The sequence below is a fragment of the Ensifer sp. ENS09 genome, assembly GCF_014852425.1.
Classification (GTDB): domain Bacteria; phylum Pseudomonadota; class Alphaproteobacteria; order Rhizobiales; family Rhizobiaceae; genus Ensifer.
In genome coordinates, this window is the sequence record NZ_JACVBP010000002.1 from 649,364 (window position 1) to 667,346 (window position 17,983).

General features: G+C 65.5%; 16 protein-coding genes. 4 read left to right on the forward strand and 12 right to left on the reverse strand.

Going from position 1 to position 17,983, the window contains the following annotated elements; translation table 11 throughout:
• Positions 1-103 precede the first annotated feature (103 nt).
• On the reverse strand, positions 104-1,822 hold the full coding sequence (locus tag IB267_RS11325; protein ID WP_192447657.1) for a response regulator: 1,719 nt from the start codon (positions 1,820-1,822) through the stop codon (positions 104-106).
• A gap of 385 nt (positions 1,823-2,207) precedes the next feature.
• On the opposite strand from IB267_RS11325, the gene mutL reads away from it, so the two are divergent.
• Together mutL and IB267_RS11335 are read left to right on the forward strand one after the other, a co-directional pair.
• Positions 2,208-4,025, forward strand: coding sequence for a DNA mismatch repair endonuclease MutL (mutL, locus tag IB267_RS11330; protein ID WP_192447658.1), 1,818 nt, complete (start codon positions 2,208-2,210; stop codon positions 4,023-4,025).
• Positions 4,026-4,115: 90 nt separating this feature from the next.
• The gene (locus IB267_RS11335; RefSeq protein ID WP_053250845.1) at positions 4,116-4,349 is read left to right on the forward strand and encodes a DUF2093 domain-containing protein; all 234 of its coding nucleotides are present in this window, start codon (positions 4,116-4,118) and stop codon (positions 4,347-4,349) included.
• A gap of 41 nt (positions 4,350-4,390) precedes the next feature.
• Here IB267_RS11335 and lpxK read toward each other — a convergent pair whose 3' ends face one another.
• The 6 genes from lpxK to IB267_RS11365 form a co-directional block, all read right to left on the reverse strand.
• Entirely contained in the window at positions 4,391-5,431 is a 1,041-nt protein-coding gene (lpxK, locus tag IB267_RS11340) for a tetraacyldisaccharide 4'-kinase (protein WP_192447659.1), read from the reverse strand.
• A 214-nt stretch (positions 5,432-5,645) separates the two neighbouring features.
• Complete coding sequence (locus tag IB267_RS11345) at positions 5,646-6,350, reverse strand: HAD family hydrolase (RefSeq protein WP_192447660.1); 705 nt, start codon at positions 6,348-6,350, stop codon at positions 5,646-5,648.
• 24 nt (positions 6,351-6,374) lie between these two features.
• Complete coding sequence (waaA, locus tag IB267_RS11350) at positions 6,375-7,688, reverse strand: lipid IV(A) 3-deoxy-D-manno-octulosonic acid transferase (protein WP_043620982.1); 1,314 nt, start codon at positions 7,686-7,688, stop codon at positions 6,375-6,377.
• 91 nt (positions 7,689-7,779) lie between these two features.
• Positions 7,780-8,016, reverse strand: coding sequence for a DUF4170 domain-containing protein (locus IB267_RS11355; protein ID WP_043620984.1), 237 nt, complete (start codon positions 8,014-8,016; stop codon positions 7,780-7,782).
• Positions 8,017-8,076: 60 nt separating this feature from the next.
• On the reverse strand, positions 8,077-8,892 hold the full coding sequence (locus IB267_RS11360; protein WP_192447661.1) for a 3'(2'),5'-bisphosphate nucleotidase CysQ: 816 nt from the start codon (positions 8,890-8,892) through the stop codon (positions 8,077-8,079).
• An 84-nt stretch (positions 8,893-8,976) separates the two neighbouring features.
• A complete protein-coding gene (locus IB267_RS11365) occupies positions 8,977-10,323 on the reverse strand; it encodes a TldD/PmbA family protein (protein WP_192447662.1) in 1,347 nt (448 codons plus the stop codon).
• A 146-nt stretch (positions 10,324-10,469) separates the two neighbouring features.
• Between IB267_RS11365 and IB267_RS11370 the strand changes: the two genes are divergently transcribed.
• On the forward strand, positions 10,470-12,305 hold the full coding sequence (locus IB267_RS11370) for a monovalent cation:proton antiporter-2 (CPA2) family protein (RefSeq protein ID WP_192447663.1): 1,836 nt from the start codon (positions 10,470-10,472) through the stop codon (positions 12,303-12,305).
• 71 nt (positions 12,306-12,376) lie between these two features.
• On the opposite strand, the gene IB267_RS11375 is transcribed toward IB267_RS11370, so the two are convergent.
• From IB267_RS11375 to IB267_RS11385, 3 genes are all read right to left on the reverse strand, one after another.
• Complete coding sequence (locus IB267_RS11375) at positions 12,377-13,258, reverse strand: patatin-like phospholipase family protein (RefSeq protein ID WP_192447664.1); 882 nt, start codon at positions 13,256-13,258, stop codon at positions 12,377-12,379.
• Positions 13,259-13,340: 82 nt separating this feature from the next.
• Complete coding sequence (gene rsmD / locus IB267_RS11380) at positions 13,341-13,901, reverse strand: 16S rRNA (guanine(966)-N(2))-methyltransferase RsmD (RefSeq protein ID WP_192447666.1); 561 nt, start codon at positions 13,899-13,901, stop codon at positions 13,341-13,343.
• A gap of 6 nt (positions 13,902-13,907) precedes the next feature.
• On the reverse strand, positions 13,908-16,085 hold the full coding sequence (locus tag IB267_RS11385; protein WP_192447667.1) for a pseudouridine synthase: 2,178 nt from the start codon (positions 16,083-16,085) through the stop codon (positions 13,908-13,910).
• A 73-nt stretch (positions 16,086-16,158) separates the two neighbouring features.
• Between IB267_RS11385 and IB267_RS11390 the strand changes: the two genes are divergently transcribed.
• Entirely contained in the window at positions 16,159-16,608 is a 450-nt protein-coding gene (locus IB267_RS11390) for a nucleoside deaminase (protein WP_192447669.1), read from the forward strand.
• Between the two features lie 45 nt (positions 16,609-16,653).
• Here the strand turns inward: IB267_RS11390 and IB267_RS11395 are convergent, their stop codons facing one another.
• Entirely contained in the window at positions 16,654-17,133 is a 480-nt protein-coding gene (locus tag IB267_RS11395) for a GNAT family N-acetyltransferase (protein ID WP_192447671.1), read from the reverse strand.
• Positions 17,134-17,244: 111 nt separating this feature from the next.
• On the reverse strand, positions 17,245-17,865 hold the full coding sequence (locus IB267_RS11400) for a hypothetical protein (protein ID WP_043618384.1): 621 nt from the start codon (positions 17,863-17,865) through the stop codon (positions 17,245-17,247).
• Positions 17,866-17,983 lie beyond the last annotated feature (118 nt).

Consider the following 17,983-nt stretch of genomic DNA (forward strand, 5'->3'; position numbering starts at 1 on the left):
TCGGTGCAGACGATCGCAATCGGCGGTTAACAATCCGATATCGCGCCGCTCCAAGATTTGCCATTGGCCTCCCCAATTCTAGCGAGTTGACACGCCTTTTTACTCAACCTGCCGTTCGTACTGCCTTCACCGGCATGAATTTTCTCAGCACCGCCTCGATCATGTCGGGGCTCACCGGCTTCATGATGTGGTCGTCCATGCCGGATGCCTTGCATTGCTGCAGGTCGATATCCAGGGCCTGGGCGGTAACGCCGATGATCGGCGTTTTCTGTGTGCGTCCCTTCTCCGCCGACCGGATCGCGACGGTGGCGTCGAAGCCGTTCATGACCGGCATCGACACATCCATCAGCACAAGGGCCGGTTGCAGTTCGTGCCAGAGTTCGACGGCCTCGCGGCCGTTGGCGGCGATCCGATGAGAAACGCCGAGCCCTTCGAGGATCTGGGTGAAGACGAACTGGTTGATCTGGTTGTCCTCGGCAACGAGCACATCGACCTGCGGCGCCGGCGGCGGCGGCGCGATCTCCTCGGCCTCGAACGACAGCGACCATTCCTGTTGCGGCGCGGCGCCAGCCCGCTCGGAGCAGACGCGAAAGACTTCCGCAAGCACCGCCGCCCCGTCCTGATCCTCAGACACCGGGAGGATCGGGCTGTCGCGCCAGCCGGCGGCGACCTTCCGCCGCTCCGGGAAAGCCGCGTCGAGCAAGAGGATGTCGAGTTTCAGCCCCGCCTCGTCGACGGCCGCGCAGAAGGCGTGCAATTCGTCGGCATCGCGAACCGCGCAGGCGTCGAGCCCGGAGCCGCGCAGCCGGGCGACAAGCCGCTCCTCCAGCGATCGGTCGTCGGTGGCGAGAAGCACCCGCAGGCCCCGCGCCGGCAAGGTCTCGATCATCGACCCCGCCTCGACGAGCTGCTGGACATTCAGCGCCCGGAAAGGATCGTAGAAATTCTGCGCCGCGGTGAAGATGCTGTAGTCGCGGATCTGCAGCGTGGCTTCGCTCGAAGGCTCCTCGCCGCCCTGGTACAAGACGGCAATATCGGTCACGTCGTTCATGCAGGTGACGACGAAGTGGCGACCGGGCATGCCGACGCGGTACTTGCGGGTCAGCACCCAGAGATCGCTGCCATCGGCACGCACGATGTGCTCGGCCTGCGAAAACGGCTTGCCGGTTTCGAGCACCACGCGATCGGACTGTTCGAAGCGCTCCGCCAGGTCGCTCTCGACCAGGTCCCATGCCGAGCGGCCGAGAATGGCGTCCTGCGCCAGGTCATGGATCAGGCAGAAGGCCTTGTTGACCGCGATGTAATTGAGATTGCGGTCCTTGACGCAGATGGGATTGGGCTGGGCGTCGAGGATCTGCTCGGTCAGCTCCACCCGCTCCAGGTCGGTCTGGAGCTGTTCGTCGCGCTTCTTCTGGTCGGAGACGTCGCTGATCGACAGGATGCCCATGCCGCTCGACAGACGGCGCTTGCGCATGGAAACCCAGCGGGTGCGGCCGGCGCGCTCGACGCTCTCGTAGCGCTCGCGCCAATGCAGCGCCATGTGCTCGGCAATCCATTCCTCGCGGTTGGTGCGCCGGCGGCTGTTTTCCGGAACGGTGCCCGGACGGACGCCGGTGTCGTAAACGGCGCCGAGGAAATCGCGGAGCCGCGTGCCCGGCATCAGGGCTTCCGCCGGCACCGGGAAAAATTGCAGCATCGTGCGGCTGGCAAAGAGAATGGTATCGTCCCGGCTGCAGACAAGCACAGCGATGCCGAGTGCGTCGCAACTCGACTCAAGAATGACCCTGTTGATGTCCGCGCCGTTGGGCGCCCCATCGCTCATCGCACTGTCCTCACTCGCCTACCGCATGTGTCCCTGGATCACCCTTGGATCAAGGCAGAACAGGCGGCCATTCAAAGTGCCACAACGACCTGCCGCGTCTTTCCAAAGACGCGCGGCGCTGCAACGGCGGTTTCATTTCGGGACATGCTGGGGTGGCCTTGGCAGGCGTCTCTTCGAGCGGCGGGAGTGCGGCGTCCAGCTACGCCGCAAGGCTCAAAAGACAAAACCCGTGATCATTCAGGTTGTTGTGGAAAATCGCAGCAGAGTGTTAAGGGCCGATTAAACCCTCGCTCATTTTTCAAGGGTAACCGCACCAGACGCTCGTGACCGGGGACGAGATATCGTTCCCCCTTCCGTTTCCGTGGCGAATCCCGGAAAATGGGGCATGGCCATCAAGCAGCTTTCAGAAACCCTCATCAACCAGATCGCCGCCGGCGAAGTGATCGAACGTCCCGCCAGCGCCGCCAAGGAGCTGATCGAGAATGCGCTCGACGCTGGCGCGACCCGCATCGAGATCGCAACCGCCGGCGGTGGCAAGACGCTGCTGCGCGTCACCGACAACGGCTCGGGCATGACGCCTGGCGACCTTGAATTGGCGGTGCGAAGGCACTGTACGTCGAAGCTCGACGACAGCCTGTTCGACATCCGCACCCTTGGCTTCCGCGGCGAGGCCCTGCCGTCGATCGGTTCGGTCGCCCGGCTGTCGATCACGACACGCAAGGCCGGCGCCAGCGAAGGAGCGATCATCGCCATTGCCGGAGGGAAGACCGATCCGGTGCGCCCATCGCCCGCCAATACCGGCACGGTGGTCGAGGTACGCGACCTGTTCTTCGCCACCCCGGCCCGGCTGAAGTTCATGAAGACCGAGAAGGCAGAAGCGGCCGCCATTTCGGAAGTGGTGCGCCGCATGGCGATCGCGTTTCCGGCGGTCCGTTTCGTGCTCTCGGGCAGCGACCGCTCGACGCTCGAATTCCCGGCAACCGGCGACGACCGGCTGGCGCGCATGGCGCAGGTGCTCGGCAAGGATTTCCGCGACAACGCGATCGAGATCGATGCAGCGCGGGAAGACGTGGAACTGACCGGCTTTGCCGGCGTGCCGACCTTCAATCGCGGCAACTCGCTGCAGCAATATGTCTTCGTCAACGGCCGCCCGGTACAGGACAAGTTGCTGCTGTCGGCGATCCGTGCCGCCTATTCCGAGACGATCCCGAGCGGCCGCTATCCGGTCGCCGTGCTGTCGATCACGCTCGACCCGGCGCTCGTCGATGTCAACGTGCATCCGGCAAAGTCCGACGTGCGCTTCCGCGACCCCGGCCTCATCCGCGGGCTGATCATCGGCGCGATCCGCCAGGCGCTGACGCGCGACGGCGACCGCGCCGCAACGACGGGCGCCCGCGGCATGATGCAGGCGTTCCGCTCCGGCGATTATCGCCCGCAGCCCTGGAGCGCCGAGACGTCGCCTTCCCGGCCGACACAATTCGACTCCATGCTGCGCCATCTCGGCGAGCAGCCGCAGGCGAGCTTTGCGGCGTTTTCCGCCCCATCGGCGCGTGTTGCCATCCCGTTCGAGCGGGAAATGCCCGTGCCGGCGCCGGAGGTCCAGCAACCGCCGCAGCCGCAGTCCTTCCCGCTCGGCGCCGTGCGCGCCCAGCTGCACGAAAACTACATCGTCGCCCAGACCGATGACGGCCTCGTCATTGTCGACCAGCATGCCGCCCACGAGCGGCTGGTGTTCGAGGCCATGCGTACGGCACTGCATTCGCGGCCGGTCGCCGCCCAGGCGCTGCTGATCCCGGAGATCGTCGATCTGCCCGAAGACGACTGCGACCGGTTGATGACCCATGCGGAGGAGTTCTCCCGCCTGGGCCTTGCGATCGAGCGGTTCGGCCCGGGCGCGATCGCGGTGCGCGAAACGCCGGCCATGCTCGGCGAAATGGATGCCGTCGGCCTCGTGCGCCAGCTCGCCGACGAGCTTGCCGAATGGGATACGGCAAGCGGGCTGACGAGTCGGCTCGAATATCTCGCCGCGACCATGGCCTGCCACGGTTCGGTGCGTTCAGGCCGGCGCATGCGAATAGAGGAGATGAACGCGCTTTTGAGGCAAATGGAGGCGACGCCCGGCTCCGGCCAGTGCAACCACGGCCGCCCCACCTATATCGAACTCAAGCTCTCCGACATCGAACGGCTGTTCGGCCGGAGCTGATCTTCCCGTCCGGCGAAATGCGACTGGCATTTTTCCGGGCGGCGAGCTAGACCAGAGAACCCATAACGAAGACGGAAACAGGCGCCGAGCATGATGAACCGGTTTGAAGGAAGCGCTTCGCGCGAAGCGAAGATCCGTTATCTCGACGGCGACTTTCAGATCGTGCTTGCGGGCTCGCACGTGATCTGCGCGATGACCGGCAAGACCATCCCCGTCGATGAACTGCGTTACTGGAGCGTCGCCCGGCAGGAGCCCTATGTCGACGCGGAAGCTTCGCTCGAGGCGGAAAAGCGCGCAGGCGCGCTGCCCAACCAACGCCGCTAACCAAGCCCGAGCGCCGGCACACCAAGGCCCGAAAGGCGCCGTTACTTAGCCGCGCCTTCGCGCAGCTTGCGGGCACGCGCCGCGGCAAGCGCCGTCTCGATGATCTTTTTTGGCGCCATCGGGTCGTCGAAGCGTACGTCGATCTCGATCACCCTGCTCGCTGCGGCAAGCTCCGCGGCGCGGCCGTGGCCGGGCTCCAGGCGCACAAGATCCTTGGCGGTGGTGACAAGCTGGCATCCGAGCGCTGCAGCCCGGTCGAGCAGATCGGCGATCTCGTCCTCGGAAAAATGGTGATGGTCGGGAAAACTGCGGGTTTCCTCGATGACGGCGCCCGTCTCCCGGACGGTGCGGTAGAACTTCTCCGGATCGGCAATGCCCGCCCAGGCAAGCACCTTGACGCCATTCAGCGAACCGTCGTCGTGCCTTATGACCTCGGCTTCGTAGATCTGTTTGCCGGCGCGGGCGGCGCGACGGATCAGGGCGTCGGCTTCGGTGCCGTCGCCGATCTTGAGCAGGGCCGTAGCATGGCGGAGCTGGTTCGACAGCGGCGCCCGCACCGGACCGGCCGGCACCAGATAGCCGTTGCCGATGCCGCGGCGGGAATCGATTACCAAAAGCGCGAAGTCGAAGGCCAACCGCGCGCTCTGGAAACCGTCGTCCATGATGATGATGTCGACGCCTTCCTTCACCAGCCGGCGAGCCCCATCGACGCGGCGGCGGCAAACGACCGTCAAGCCTTCCTTCGCCAACAGCAGCGGTTCGTCGCCGACATCGCGGGCGCGGTGATGTTCCAGGTCGACGACTGTCGTCACGTCGAGCGAGCCGCCATAACCGCGGCTCAAGAACCCGGGCTTCAGCCCCTTCTCGCGGATGACGCGGGCAAGCGCGATGGAGGTCGGCGTCTTGCCGGCGCCGCCGACGGTGAAGTTGCCGACGCAGATGACAGGGACCGGCACCGAGGCGCGCTGCGCGCGATCCATTCGCATGCCGGCGATCCGTCCGTAAACCCATGACAACGGCCACAACGCGCGCGCACGCCAATCCGCCTTGGTCCACCAGAATGGCGGCGCTTCCGATACCATCTTCGTTCCGTGGCCTCCCGGCCGCTCAGGTCCTTCCTTGTCCGGGAGGGACGGTTTGTTCGCCGGTCGAAACCGGCGGATTGCGACAAAAAACGTCAGAACGGGAAAAAACGCAAGCTATGGAGACCGATGCAGCCACGGCAAGGGCGCTGAACCGGACCGATCGCGGTGCGCAACCGAAGGCAATCGCGGCAAGCCGCTGCCACAACCCGATCTAGAGGACAGCTTCGAGCTCGGTGATGTCGGCGAGGCAATGGTCCGAGGCCGCCGCAAGCGACTGGCGCGAGCCGGTGCCCGTAAGGACCGCGACCGTCATGCCGACGCCGGCGCTGCGGCCCATGTGCATGTCGTGATTGTTGTCGCCGACGACGACGACCTGCTGCGGCTCAAGGCCGGTCGCCGCACAAAAGCCAAGCACCATGCCCGGCTCGGGCTTGACGCCGTAACCGCTGTCGTAGCCCGCCACATAGTGCAGGTAGTTCTCGAAGCCGAAGCGCTTTGCGGTTTCGCGGATCGAGCGCTCGTTGTCGCTGGAGGCGACACCAAGGCGGTAGCCCTTGGCGTGCAGCCCGGCGAAGAAAGCACCGAGATCGGTCACAGGCACCGCATATTCCGCCGAGCGCGCAAACAGGCCGTCAAGGAGGGTCGTCAGTTCGGCAATCGTGAAGGGCGCGCCCGCGCCGACGAAGCCGGTCGCGATCTCGACCGTGTTGCCGGCGGCCAGCAGGCTGTCGGGCAGCACGTGGCCGGTGTCAGCATCCATGCCGCCGGCTGCAAGCAGCGTTCGGGCCAGGGTCACGTCACCCTTTGCCGCGATCCGCGCCAGTTCGTAGTTCACCGGCACCCAGCTCTTTGCGTAGTCGAGCAGAGTTCCGTCCTTGTCGAACAGGATGCCGGCGATGGCTTTGGCTGCGGTCATGACGAGGCTTCGTCTCCTAGTGGATCAGTTGTCGGTCGGCGGGTTGAGGCGCGCCTTGACGACGAGCGGATTGATATAGGGCTCGAGCCCCTTCATCGTCGCCGACAGGGCACCGCGCATCTCTTGCACGGTTTCAAGGCCGGCATCGATCATCGAGCGACGCATGTCGTCGTTGGCGAGCAGATAGTTGACGCCCTTGGCCAGCATCTCGACGTCGCGCACGATCTTGGCGCTGCCGTTCTTGGCCAGCGTCTGATAGGTCTCGCGAAAGTTCTGGACGTTGCCGCCGGAAAGGATGGCGCAGCCGAGCATCGCCGGCTCCAGCGGGTTCTGGCCGCCTTCGGCAAACAGCGAACGGCCGACGAAGGCAACCTCGGTCAGGCGAAGATAGAGGCCCATTTCGCCGATCGTATCGCCAAGGAAGATATCGACGTCCGGCGTCAGCGGATCGCGGCGCGTGCGCCGGGCGACCTTCAGCCCCTTGGCCGTCAGCGCCGCCTCGATGGCGTCGCTGCGATCGGGATGGCGCGGAACGATGATCGTCAGAAGGCCGGTTCGCTCCTTGAGCGCGCGGTGCACGACGCCGGCGGCGGCTTCCTCGCCGTCGAAGGTCGAGATCGCCGCCCAGGTCTTGCGGGCGCCGATCTGCTGGCGATACTCCTTCAGCGCCTGCGGATCGTGCGGCGGCGCGTCGGTATCGACCTTGAGGTTGCCCGACACCATCACCGGCAGCGCGCCGAGCGTGCGGAAGCGCTCGGCATCGACATCCGACTGGGCAATGACGAGCGCGAGGTTCTCGAACAGCGCGTCGGCAAGCGCCGGCCGGCGCTTCCAGCGCGCAAAGGTCCGGTCGGACATGCGCCCGTTCACCAGAACCTGTGGGATATGGCGACGGCCGAGTTCCAGGATGGTCATCGGCCAGATTTCGGATTCGGCGATGATCGCCAGATCCGGCTCCCAATAGTTCAGGAACCGGCTGACGGCCGGCTTGAAATCGAGCGGGACATACTGGTGGATGACCGTCGACCCCAGGCGTTCGGCCACGACGCGCGCCGAGGTCATCGTCCCGGTCGTCAAGACGACGTGGATGCCGCGCCGCCTGATTTCCTTGATCATCGGGATGACGGCGTTGGTCTCTCCGACGCTTGCCGCGTGGAACCACACCAGGGGGCCTTGCGGCCGCGGCTCGCTGGCATGGCCGTAGCGCTCGCGGCGACGCGCCGGATCCTCCTTGCCCTTCGCGGCGCGAACGGCAAGGTAGGACCAGACGAGGGGATAGATGGCCGAGCCGATCCAGCGGTAGCTGGAGAGCGCCAGGCGCGCGCGAAAGCTGCTCATGTCAGGTCACCTTCCCCGGCCGTTCCGGCCCGGAGAGACTTAGGGGCGACTGGCATGCGGGTAAACACCGCGCATCCCGACCTCATCGGCATCAGCCGTTTTCCGGGTCGAGCAGACGGTGCATGTGGACGATGAAGTAACGCATGTGCGCGTTGTCGACGGTCATCTGCGCCTTGGATTTCCAGGCAGTCAGGGCGCTGTCGTAGTCCGGGTAGATGCCGACGATATCGAGCTTGTCCAGGTCGCGGAAATGCACGTCAGTCAGCGTGGTGAGTTCGCCGCCGAAGACGAGATGCAGACGTTGTTTTTTCTCGGTGTCGTGAGCCATCGGACTTCCATTTATTCTTGTTGGGTGTGGCCGTTGATTTGAGGCATTCGGCCTCAAAGGTCAATGGGGCTCCATGGACCGCGATGCGGCGACCAGGCCTGGCAAGAGCGGCTTTGCCGCCGCGCAGAGAACCCCGTGAACGACAGTGGATCGATTGTAGAAGAGCGCCTGCCCGTCGAGATCGACCAGCGCGCCGCCGGCGCTCGCTAGAATGAGGTCGGCCGCAGCCAGGTCCCAGTCGTGGGCGTTCTTCTTCACCAGCGTTCCGTCGATCCGCCCGTCGGCAACCATGGCCAGCCGATAGGCAAGCGACGGCACATGCGGAATACGGGTAACGGCGCTGCGATAGGGCGCCGGAAGCTTGTCGATCGTGTCTTCGGCGGCCGCCAGATGCAGCGTTTCCGCGGGCTTTGCCCCGCGCACCGAGATTTGCGCACCGTTCTTCAGCGCATAGCCGCCTGCGACCGCCTCGAAGAGTTCATCGAGCGCCGGAGCATAGAGCACGCCGGCAACGGGCTGGCCACGGTGCACGACGGCGACGCTGACGCACCAGAGCTCCTTGCCGGCGATGAAGGCGCGTGTGCCATCGATCGGATCGACGACGAAGACGGTTTCGCGCGACAGCCGGCTGAGATCGTCGTCCGTCTCTTCCGAGAGCCAACCGTAATCGGGCCGGGCCGCAAGCAGGCGCGTCTTCAGCACATCGTTTGCGGCGAGATCCGCCTCGCTGACCGGCGAGCGGCCTTCGTTCTTCCAGCGGACGTCGGGCGCCTTGCGGAAGTAGCCGAGCGCAGTTTCGCCGGCGACGACCGCCGCGGCGCGGATCACGTCGAGATCCGGCTTCCAGTCCGCGCCCGATGGTGCAGTGTCAGACATTCAAAACCCCGTCAGCCCGCCTCTCCCTTGTCCGGAAGGCGGGATCGGCGCGGTCTCCCCGCGCCTGCTTTTCCTGCGGCCTTGTCAAAGGCCGGCGAGCGTCATGCCTTCGATGGCGAGCGTCGGTGCCGCGACGCCGAACTTGCGGTCGATGTCGTCTGCCGGCGTCAGCGCCATGAACATGTCCTTGAGATTGGACGCGATCGTTACTTCCGAGACGGCAAAGGTCAGCTCCCCGTTCTCGATCCAGAAGCCGGAGGCGCCGCGGCTATATTCGCCGGTCACCATGTTGACGCCCTGGCCGATCAGCTCGGTGACGTAGAAGCCGGTGCCGACGCTGCGGATGAGATCGTCCCGTGAGATCGATCCCGGCTCGAGCGCCAGATTGGTCGAGGACGGATTGACGGTGGGCCCGCCGCGCACGCCGCGTCCGTTGGTCTGAAGCCCGAGCTCGAGCGCTGCCGAGGTGGACAGGAACCAGTGGTTCAGCACGCCATCCTCAACCATCGCCAGCTTTTCGCCGCTGACCCCTTCGCCGTCGAACGGACGCGACGAGGAGCCGCGCACGATCAACGGGTCGTCCGTCACCGAAAGACCCGATTTCAGGATCTGCTTGCCCATCATGTCGCGCAGGAAACTCGTCTTGCGGGCAACAGCCGCGCCATTGATGGCGCCGGCCAGATGGCCGACGAAGCCGCGGGCCATGCGCGGATCGAAGACGACGGTGACATTCTTGGCGGTCGGCACCTGGCGCGGGTTGATGCGGGCGACCGCACGCTCACCGGCTAGACGGCCGATCTCGTCGGCGTCGCGCAGGTCGGCAAAGAACAGGCGGCTGTCATAGTCGTAGTCGCGCTCCATCTTGGTGCCCTCGCCAGCAATCGCGCTGACGGAGCGGCCGAAGCGGGTGGCCATGTAGGAGCCGGAAAAGCCATGCGAGGTGACGAGTACGAGCCCGCCCATGCCGGCCGAGGCGCCGCCACCGCTGGAATTGGTAACGCCCGAAACCGCAAGTGCCGCCTCTTCGGCCGCAAGCGCCGCTTCGGTCAGGGTTTCGGTCGAAACCGCCGTGGCGTCGAAGAGGTCGAGGTCCGGATAGGACTTCGCCAGCCGGTCGGCGTCCGCCAGCGAGGCAAAGGGATCTTCCGGCGAAGCCTTGGCCATGGCCACCGCGCGCTCGGCGAGCAGCTTCAGGTCAAAACCCGGATTGGCCGAAACGCTGGCGACACGCCGTCCGATAAAGACGCGGAGCGAGAAGTCGTCGCTTTCGGAGGCTTCCGTCGCTTCGACCTTGCCGAGGCGGACGGAGACGGAGCGGGAGCGTCCGCGCACCACCACCGCGTCCGCCGCATCGGCGCCGGCCTTGCGGGCGAGGTCCACGAGTTCGGATGCGCGTTTTTCGAGGTCGGCAGAATCGATCGTGTCTGACATGGTGTGGCCTTTCATTCCTGCCCCATTTATTGTGCGGCGAAGCAGGCATCAAGGGCATCGACCCGATTCCCGCTCAAACACCGCAAATGAAGCGCTCTCGAAAGCTCCGCTTGGGGCCGGGTTCAGCAACAGTGAAAGCCTGAGGCATGGCAACGACACCGATCATCTATTCCCAGGCACTGATGCTGCTCGGTGGCGCGGTCATCGCCGCTCCGCTTTTCAAGCGGCTCGGGCTCGGCACGATCCTCGGCTATCTCTCGGCCGGCGTGCTGATCGGACCTGTGGCCCAGAGCATCACCGAAGGCGAGCAGATCCTGCACGTCTCTGAACTCGGCGTCGTCTTCCTGCTCTTCATCATCGGGCTCGAACTGAAGCCTTCGCGGCTCTGGCAGATGCGGCGCGACATCTTCGGCCTTGGCACGGCGCAGGTGCTTTTGACGGGAATCCTGCTTTCCTACGCCATCTACGCCCTCGGCCTGCTCGATCATGGCGGCAGCATCATCGCCGGCTTCGGACTGTCGCTCTCGTCGACGGCCTTCGCCATGCAGATCCTCGACGAGGGCAACGACCGCAACACGCGCTATGGACAGCGCGCCTTCTCGATCTTGCTGCTGCAGGACCTCGCGATCGTGCCGCTTCTGGCGCTGATCCCGCTGCTGGCGGCACAGGCGCCGGAGGACACCACGCCACCGCTCGAGGATTTCGCCATCGCCACCACTGCGATCGTCGTGCTCTTCGCTGCCGGGCGCTACCTGGTGAATCCGCTGTTCCAGCTCATCGCTCGCACCGGCGCACGCGATGTCATGATCGCCGCCGCACTGCTTGTGGTCATGGGGGCGGCGACCATGATGCAGCTCGCCGGATTGTCGATGGCCATGGGTGCCTTCCTTGCAGGCGTGTTACTAGCCGAGTCCTCCTACCGCCATGAACTCGAGGCGGATATCGAGCCGTTTCGCGGTATCCTGCAGGCGCTGTTTTTCATGGCGGTCGGCCTGTCGCTAGAGCTCGGCGTCATCGTCGAGCGGTACCAGCTGATCATCATCGCCGTGCCGCTGCTGATGGCACTGAAGAGCCTGGTTCTCTATTGGCTCTGCCGCTTCACCGGATCACATCACAATGACGCCGTGCGCATCAGCCTGCTCTTGCCGCAGGGCGGCGAGTTCGGCTTCGTGCTGTTCACGGCGGCGGCAAGCGCCGGCGTCTTCTCGGACGGCAACGCCTCGCTGCTGGTCGCGATCGTGACCCTGTCGATGGCGCTGACGCCCCTTGCCGCCATGCTCGCGCCGAAATTGATGCGCGAGCAGGACGAGATGGACGAAGAGATCGAAGAAGACTTCGATGGCGCCAATGCCGATGTGCTGATGATCGGCTTCTCCCGCTTCGGCCAGATCGCCGCCCAGATCCTGCTTGCCGGCGGTCGCGATGTGACGATCATCGATCATTCCGCCGCGCGCGTGCGCCAGGCCGCGACCTTCGGCTTCCGGATCTATTTCGGCGACGGCAACCGCCTCGACGTGCTGCGTGCCGCCGGCATCGAACGGGCCAAGATCGTGGCCGTCTGCACCCAGAAGAAGGAAACGACCGACCACATCATCGATCTCGTGCAATCCGAATATCCGAATGCCCGCATCTATGCCCGCTCCTACGATCGCCTGCACACGCTGGAACTGCGGGCCAAGGGCGTCGACTACGAGCTGCGCGAGACCTTCGAGTCCGGCCTGCTCTTCGGCCGCAAGACGCTGGAGGCACTTGGGGTCGGCGACGACGAGGCGATCGCGATCATGGACGACATCCGCAAGCGCGACGAGGCTCGGCTGGTGCTGCAGGAGGCCGAGGGCATCACCGCCGGCCGCGACATGCTGCACTCGCGGCCTGTGCGTCCGGAGCCGCTGGTCAAGCCGAAGCGCGAGGTCGACCATTCGCAAGAGACCGGCGAACGGATCCTCCCGGGCCTTCCCGCGGACGAGCGCGAAAGCGCCTAACCGCTCACGCTGCGACGGCACGCGCCGTCATTGCCAAGGTTGTTCAGGCCCCAAGCTTCAAACACCAAGGTTCAGGTGAGCCTTGGCGCTGTCATCCGCTCTTCGAGTGCGCGCTTGAGTTCGTCCTTGATCGCAGCCGTTGCGTTCAGCACGTCTAGGGCGCGCAGGAAATCCATCACGCGGTAGCGGCCGACATCGGGACGCAACAGGATGTCCGGCGCCCCCTCCTTCAGCTTCATGGCGATGATCGACTGCATCATCAGCTGGCTCGCGCCGAACAGGCTGTCGATCCGGCTGGGGATCGCCTTGCCGTCGCCATCCGGCCCGCCGACGACATCGACCGCAATGACGATATCGGCAAGGCCGCGCAGGTGATCAAACGGAATGGGATTGTAGATGCCGCCGTCGATCATGACCCGCCCGTCGATCCGGACCGGCGTGAAGATCGCCGGCAGCGCCGCAGACGCAGCCAAGGCCTTGCGGAGGTCGCCCTTCTCGCAGATCTTCTCCGTCTGACCGTAATAGTCGGTGGCGACTACTTTCAGCGGGATTTCGAGGTCGGAGAATTTTTGCGGGATGGCCTCGGGCAGGAAGGCCTTGAGCACCCGCTCGACATTGAACTGGCCGAAACGGAAGCCGCTCGCCATGGCTTCGGAAAGACTCGATGGCCGCAATTGCCACAGGCGGTTGACCACTTCGCGCCGGTGGCCGACGGTGGAAAGCGTATGGGCCCGGATCTCTTCGCCGCGCAAACCCGCCGCCATGCCCGCGCCCATGATCGCGCCGATCGACGAGCCCGCGATCGCGACCGGCCGAATGCCGAGTTCATCCAGCGCCTCGATGACATGGATATGCGCAAGACCGCGGGCGCCGCCACCGCCAAGCGCCAGCGCGACGGTGGGCCGCGCCGGGGCTTCCGCCGATCCATGCGCCATCGAAAGATCCTGCTTCATCGGCATGCCTCCGCGCTGGGCGGTTGAGAATGTAGCGTCGTCCGGCTGAGCCTATCCCGGTAACTCAACCGAAATTACGGCATCAGGCTCCGCGAAACCGATAGAAATGCATGCGGGTGTCGCCGAACACCCTGACATCGAGGTTTTCGAAGACGGCGACCGGCGCCGGCTGGACATCCGCCCGCTCCTCGAGGATCACCAGGGCGCCGGGCACCAGCCAGTTGCCGATGGCAGCCGACTCCAAGGCCTTTTCGCCCAGACCCTTGGCGTAGGGCGGATCGGCGAAGACGAGATGAAACGGCTCCATCGTACCGACACCACCGAGACTGGTCGCATCGCGCCGGAAGACCTTCGCCCGCCCCTGTAGCGCGAGCGTCTCGATATTGGTCTGCAGCAGGCCCCTGCCCTCGACGCTTTGTTCGACGAACAGCGCCTGCCGGCACCCGCGCGACAGCGCCTCGATGCCGACCGCGCCGGTGCCGGCAAAGAGGTCGAGCACACGGGTGCCGTCGAGCGCTTCCGGATAGGAATGGCTCAGGATGTTGAACAGGCTTTCGCGAGTCCGGTCCGTGGTCGGCCGGATATCGTTGGACTTGGGGGTCGCCAGGCTGCGACCCCGAAACTCTCCACCGACGATCCGCACGGCCGCTTAGTTTCCTCTGCCACGCGGCTTGCCGCCACCGGCCGGGCGTCCAGCGCCACCGGGGCGACCAGCGCCACCCGGACGTCCGCCGGGTTTTCCACCGCCTGGCTTGCCGCCACGCGGGCCACCGGAGCGTTCGCCGAAGGATTTTCCACCCGAGGGCTTGCCGCCGAACGACTTGCCGCGGGGCTTGTCGCCGAACGGACGGTCACCGCCTTCGCGACGCGGCGCGCGGTCACCGTCTGCGCGCGGAGCCCGCGGCTTGTCGAAGCGGCGATCACCGCCTTCGCTGCGGGCCGGGCGGTCGCCAAATGGACGGTCGCCACCTTCGCGACGCGGCGGACGGTCACCGTCGGCGCGCGGCGTGCGCGGCTTGTCGAAACGGCGTTCGCCCCCCTCGGCACGGGCCGGACGGTCACCACGCGGGCGGTCGCCACCTTCGCGGCGCGGCGGGCGGTCACCTTCGGCGCGCGGCGCGCGCGGCTTGTCGAAACGGCGTTCGCCACCCTCGGCACGGGCCGGACGGTCACCACGTGGGCGGTCTCCACCCTCGCGGCGCGGCGGACGATCTCCGTGATCGCGCGACTTGCGGTCGCCGCCGTCAAAGGACTTGCGACGATCGAAGCCGCCATCCCGGCCTTCGTCGCGGCGACGAACCGGCTCGGCGGCACTGATCCACTCGCCGTCCTCGTCACGGCTCTTGACGAAGGGGCGGGCAGGCTTGTCGGCGCCACGGCCGAAATCTTTGGAAGCGCCCTTGCGGTCCGGGTCGAACTTGCCAGTCGTCTTGGTCGCCAGGCCATCCTTGTTGCGGCCGTAGCGCTTGGACTTCGGTGCGCTCTCCGGACGCTCGCGACGGGCGGACTTCTCGGTGGCGTCGCCGTCAACGGACTTCGGCTTCTTCTCGGCGAGCGGGCGGGCGCCCGGCGCCATCCAGACATTGGCCGTGCGGGCGCGCTGCGCCGGCGCACGCTTCGGCCGGTCCTCGAACTTGGCGTCGCGGTCTTCGCGCGGGCCGCCCTTGCCGCGGGGGCCATCGCGACGATCGTCGCGGCGAGTATCGAGCCGCGACAGAGCACGTTCGCGCTTGTCCTCAGGCTTTTCCCAACGGTTGGAGCGTTCCGGCCGGCGCGTATCGCCGCCATCGTCGTCCGCCGCATCGCCGGCAACGGTTGCCGCCTGGTCGTTGTAGAGCGGCGCGTCGAAGTTCGCCTTGGCGTCCTCGATCAGGCGCGGTCCCAACTGGTCGCGCAGGGTGCGTCCGCGGATTTCCTGGACATGCCCTTCAGGCAGTTCGCCGAGCTGGAACGGGCCGTACGAGATGCGGATGAGGCGGTTGACGTCTAGGCCGAGCGCGCCGAGCACGTTCTTGATTTCGCGATTTTTGCCTTCGCGAAGCCCCATCGTGATCCAGACGTTCGAGCCCTGGACGCGGTCGAGCGTCGCTTCGATGGCGCCATAGAGCACGCCGTCGACGGCGATGCCGTCCTTCAGCTTGTCGAGCGCTTCCTGATCGATCTCGCCATGGGCGCGCACGCGGTAGCGGCGCAGCCAGCCGGTCGACGGCAGTTCAAGCACGCGGGCAAGGCCGCCGTCATTGGTCAGAAGCAGCAGGCCCTCGGTGTTGATGTCGAGGCGGCCGATCGACAGAACCCGCGGCAACTCGTCCGGCAGGTTTTCGAATACGGTCGGACGACCCTCCGGGTCGGCATTGGTGGTCACCAGACCGGCAGGCTTGTGATAGAGCCAGAGGCGCGTGCGCTCGATACCGCGGATCGGCTGGCCATCGACCTCGATCGCATCGGCAAGCGTCGCGTTGACCACGGGCGTGTCGAGAATGACGCCGTTGAGCCTGATGCGACCTTCCATGATCATGCGCTCGACGTCGCGACGCGAGGCAACGCCGGCACGCGCCAGGATCTTCGAGATACGCTGCGGTTCGTCGGCCGCCGCTGCAGCCGCAGCCGGACGTTCCCGGGCTGGACGCGAGGCACCGGCCTTGGGATCAGACGTCTTTGCGTCGAAGCTCCTGCCGGGGCCCTTGGCACCGAAAGATTTCGGGCCGGAAGCCTTGGCTCCTGCAGCCTTTTTCGGCGCAGCGCCCTTCTTGTCGGCGAAATGCGGTTTCTTGTCCCGGCCAGCGGACTTGCCGCCAGGCCGCGTGGGCTTGTCTTTGGATGTCATTTGTGTTGCCTGCCTTTTGCGGCTGTCCTATCAGGTCGCGGCCCGTGGGTTAAGAGAAATTATTGTTTGAGCGATGGCTGAGACGACACGCTTCATGGACGCGGCCCTTGAAGAGGCCCGCAAGGCTGCCGAACGCGGCGAAGTGCCGATCGGCGCCGTGGTGGTTTTCGACGGCCGGATCATCTCGCGCGCCGGCAATCGCACCCGCGAACTCAACGACGTGACCGCCCATGCGGAGATCGTCGCCATCCGCGAGGCTGCCGCCGTCCTCAAGGACGAAAGGCTGACGGGCGCCGATCTCTACGTCACGCTCGAACCCTGCACCATGTGCGCGGCGGCGATTTCGTTTGCGCGCATCCGCCGCCTCTATTACGGCGCCGACGATCCGAAGGGCGGCGCGGTCGACAGCGGCGTGCGTTTCTTCGGCTCGCCCACCTGCCACCATGCGCCCGATGTCTATTCGGGCCTCGCCGAGCGGGAAGCCGCCGATATCCTCAGGGATTTCTTTGCCGGCAAGCGGTGAGAGATCTCTTCGCGACTTGCGACGGCGTGATTTCCTGAAATCGCTTCAGTCGGCGGCGAAGCTATCGAGTGCCGCGCCAGACAGGCGGTAGCGCGTCCATTCGGACATCGGCTCTGCGCCAACCGATTCGTAGACGCGGATCGCCGGTTCGTTCCAGTCGAGCACGCTCCATTCGAAGCGGCCGCAGCCTTCCTCGACGGCGATCTTTGCCAGATGCTTCAGGAGCATCTTGCCGGCGCCGGAACCGCGGCAATCCGGGGTGACGTAAAGATCTTCGAGGTAAAGTCCCTTGCGCGCCTGCCAGGTGGAATAGTTGTAGAACCACATGGCAAAGCCCGCCGGCTTGCCATCCTTCTCGCAGATCACCGCGCGGGTGATCGCGCCGGGACCGAAGAGCGAAGCCTGCAGCATCTCGACCGTCGCCTCGACAGCGTCGGGCTCCTTCTCGTAGATGGCAAGTTCGGTGATGAAACGCAGAATGGTTTCGGCGTCTTCCGGGCGGGCTTCACGAATGCTGATGGTCATGGCTCAGGCGCTTCTCAAGCAGCTCCAGCAACAAACGCGCGTTTAGCCGAAACTGCATGGATCAAGGGGAGAGATGCATTTCGCCGTTTCAAGGGAACGGCGAAAACGGGTTTAGAAGGGCCAATACCACTTGGAGCCGGAATTCTTGATCTGCGCCTCCTTCTTGCGGCGGCGCTCCTTGTCCTTCTCCGGCTCGCCGAGATCGGTCTCGGTGCCCTCAGGCAGGCGACGGTAGTCGAGCGGCGGATCGCTCAGGAAGCGGCGCTTGTCGGAATAGGCGCCCATCTCGATCTTGCGCCCTTCGCGATAAGCCTCCTGCTGCTCCTTTGCGGAGAGCCGGCGACCGTTGGCGCTTGCCTTGGCAAGCGGCGAGACATAGTTCGGGTTGTTCTTGTTGGCGTCGGCCTCTTCACGCAGGCGCTTGCGCACCTCTTCCGGAGACTCGACCCATTCCGGGTTTGCCTCGCGGCTGGCGAGCGACTTCTGCGGCTCGACGAGCGAGGCCTGCTGGGCCGACGGCGGCAGGACGAGGCCCGGACGCGGCTGGTACTTGACCGGATCCCGCTTCGGCGGCCCGAAGCTTGCGACGCTCCCGAGGTCGTCCATGAGCTGTTCGCCAGCGGTCTTGTCCGTGCCATAGGTCGGGCCACCGATGCAGCCCGTAAGCACCAGGCCGCTCGTCAAAATGGCGGCCACGCTGGCAAGCACTCGCAACTCTCGCGTCATTTCCATGAGATTCCTTCCAGCCGGCCACCGGTCAGCGCGGCCACTCAAGCGCCCATGGCGGAGAAATCCGCCAAATTTCGGGCAGGTTTTACCGGATGAACGCAAGGAGTGCAATTCATCCGGT

What these genes read in the sequence shown, in the direction of transcription:
- IB267_RS11325 (WP_192447657.1), bottom strand. Translation starts at nt 1,822, where the DNA reads ATGAGCGATGGGGCGCCCAACGGCGCGGACATCAACAGGGTCATTCTT.
- mutL (WP_192447658.1), top strand. Translation starts at nt 2,208, where the DNA reads ATGGCCATCAAGCAGCTTTCAGAAACCCTCATCAACCAGATCGCCGCC.
- IB267_RS11335 (WP_053250845.1), top strand. Translation starts at nt 4,116, where the DNA reads ATGATGAACCGGTTTGAAGGAAGCGCTTCGCGCGAAGCGAAGATCCGT.
- lpxK (WP_192447659.1), bottom strand. Translation starts at nt 5,431, where the DNA reads ATGGTATCGGAAGCGCCGCCATTCTGGTGGACCAAGGCGGATTGGCGT.
- IB267_RS11345 (WP_192447660.1), bottom strand. Translation starts at nt 6,350, where the DNA reads ATGACCGCAGCCAAAGCCATCGCCGGCATCCTGTTCGACAAGGACGGA.
- waaA (WP_043620982.1), bottom strand. Translation starts at nt 7,688, where the DNA reads ATGAGCAGCTTTCGCGCGCGCCTGGCGCTCTCCAGCTACCGCTGGATC.
- IB267_RS11355 (WP_043620984.1), bottom strand. Translation starts at nt 8,016, where the DNA reads ATGGCTCACGACACCGAGAAAAAACAACGTCTGCATCTCGTCTTCGGC.
- IB267_RS11360 (WP_192447661.1), bottom strand. Translation starts at nt 8,892, where the DNA reads ATGTCTGACACTGCACCATCGGGCGCGGACTGGAAGCCGGATCTCGAC.
- IB267_RS11365 (WP_192447662.1), bottom strand. Translation starts at nt 10,323, where the DNA reads ATGTCAGACACGATCGATTCTGCCGACCTCGAAAAACGCGCATCCGAA.
- IB267_RS11370 (WP_192447663.1), top strand. Translation starts at nt 10,470, where the DNA reads ATGGCAACGACACCGATCATCTATTCCCAGGCACTGATGCTGCTCGGT.
- IB267_RS11375 (WP_192447664.1), bottom strand. Translation starts at nt 13,258, where the DNA reads ATGAAGCAGGATCTTTCGATGGCGCATGGATCGGCGGAAGCCCCGGCG.
- IB267_RS11385 (WP_192447667.1), bottom strand. Translation starts at nt 16,085, where the DNA reads ATGACATCCAAAGACAAGCCCACGCGGCCTGGCGGCAAGTCCGCTGGC.
- IB267_RS11390 (WP_192447669.1), top strand. Translation starts at nt 16,159, where the DNA reads ATGGCTGAGACGACACGCTTCATGGACGCGGCCCTTGAAGAGGCCCGC.
- IB267_RS11395 (WP_192447671.1), bottom strand. Translation starts at nt 17,133, where the DNA reads ATGACCATCAGCATTCGTGAAGCCCGCCCGGAAGACGCCGAAACCATT.
- IB267_RS11400 (WP_043618384.1), bottom strand. Translation starts at nt 17,865, where the DNA reads ATGGAAATGACGCGAGAGTTGCGAGTGCTTGCCAGCGTGGCCGCCATT.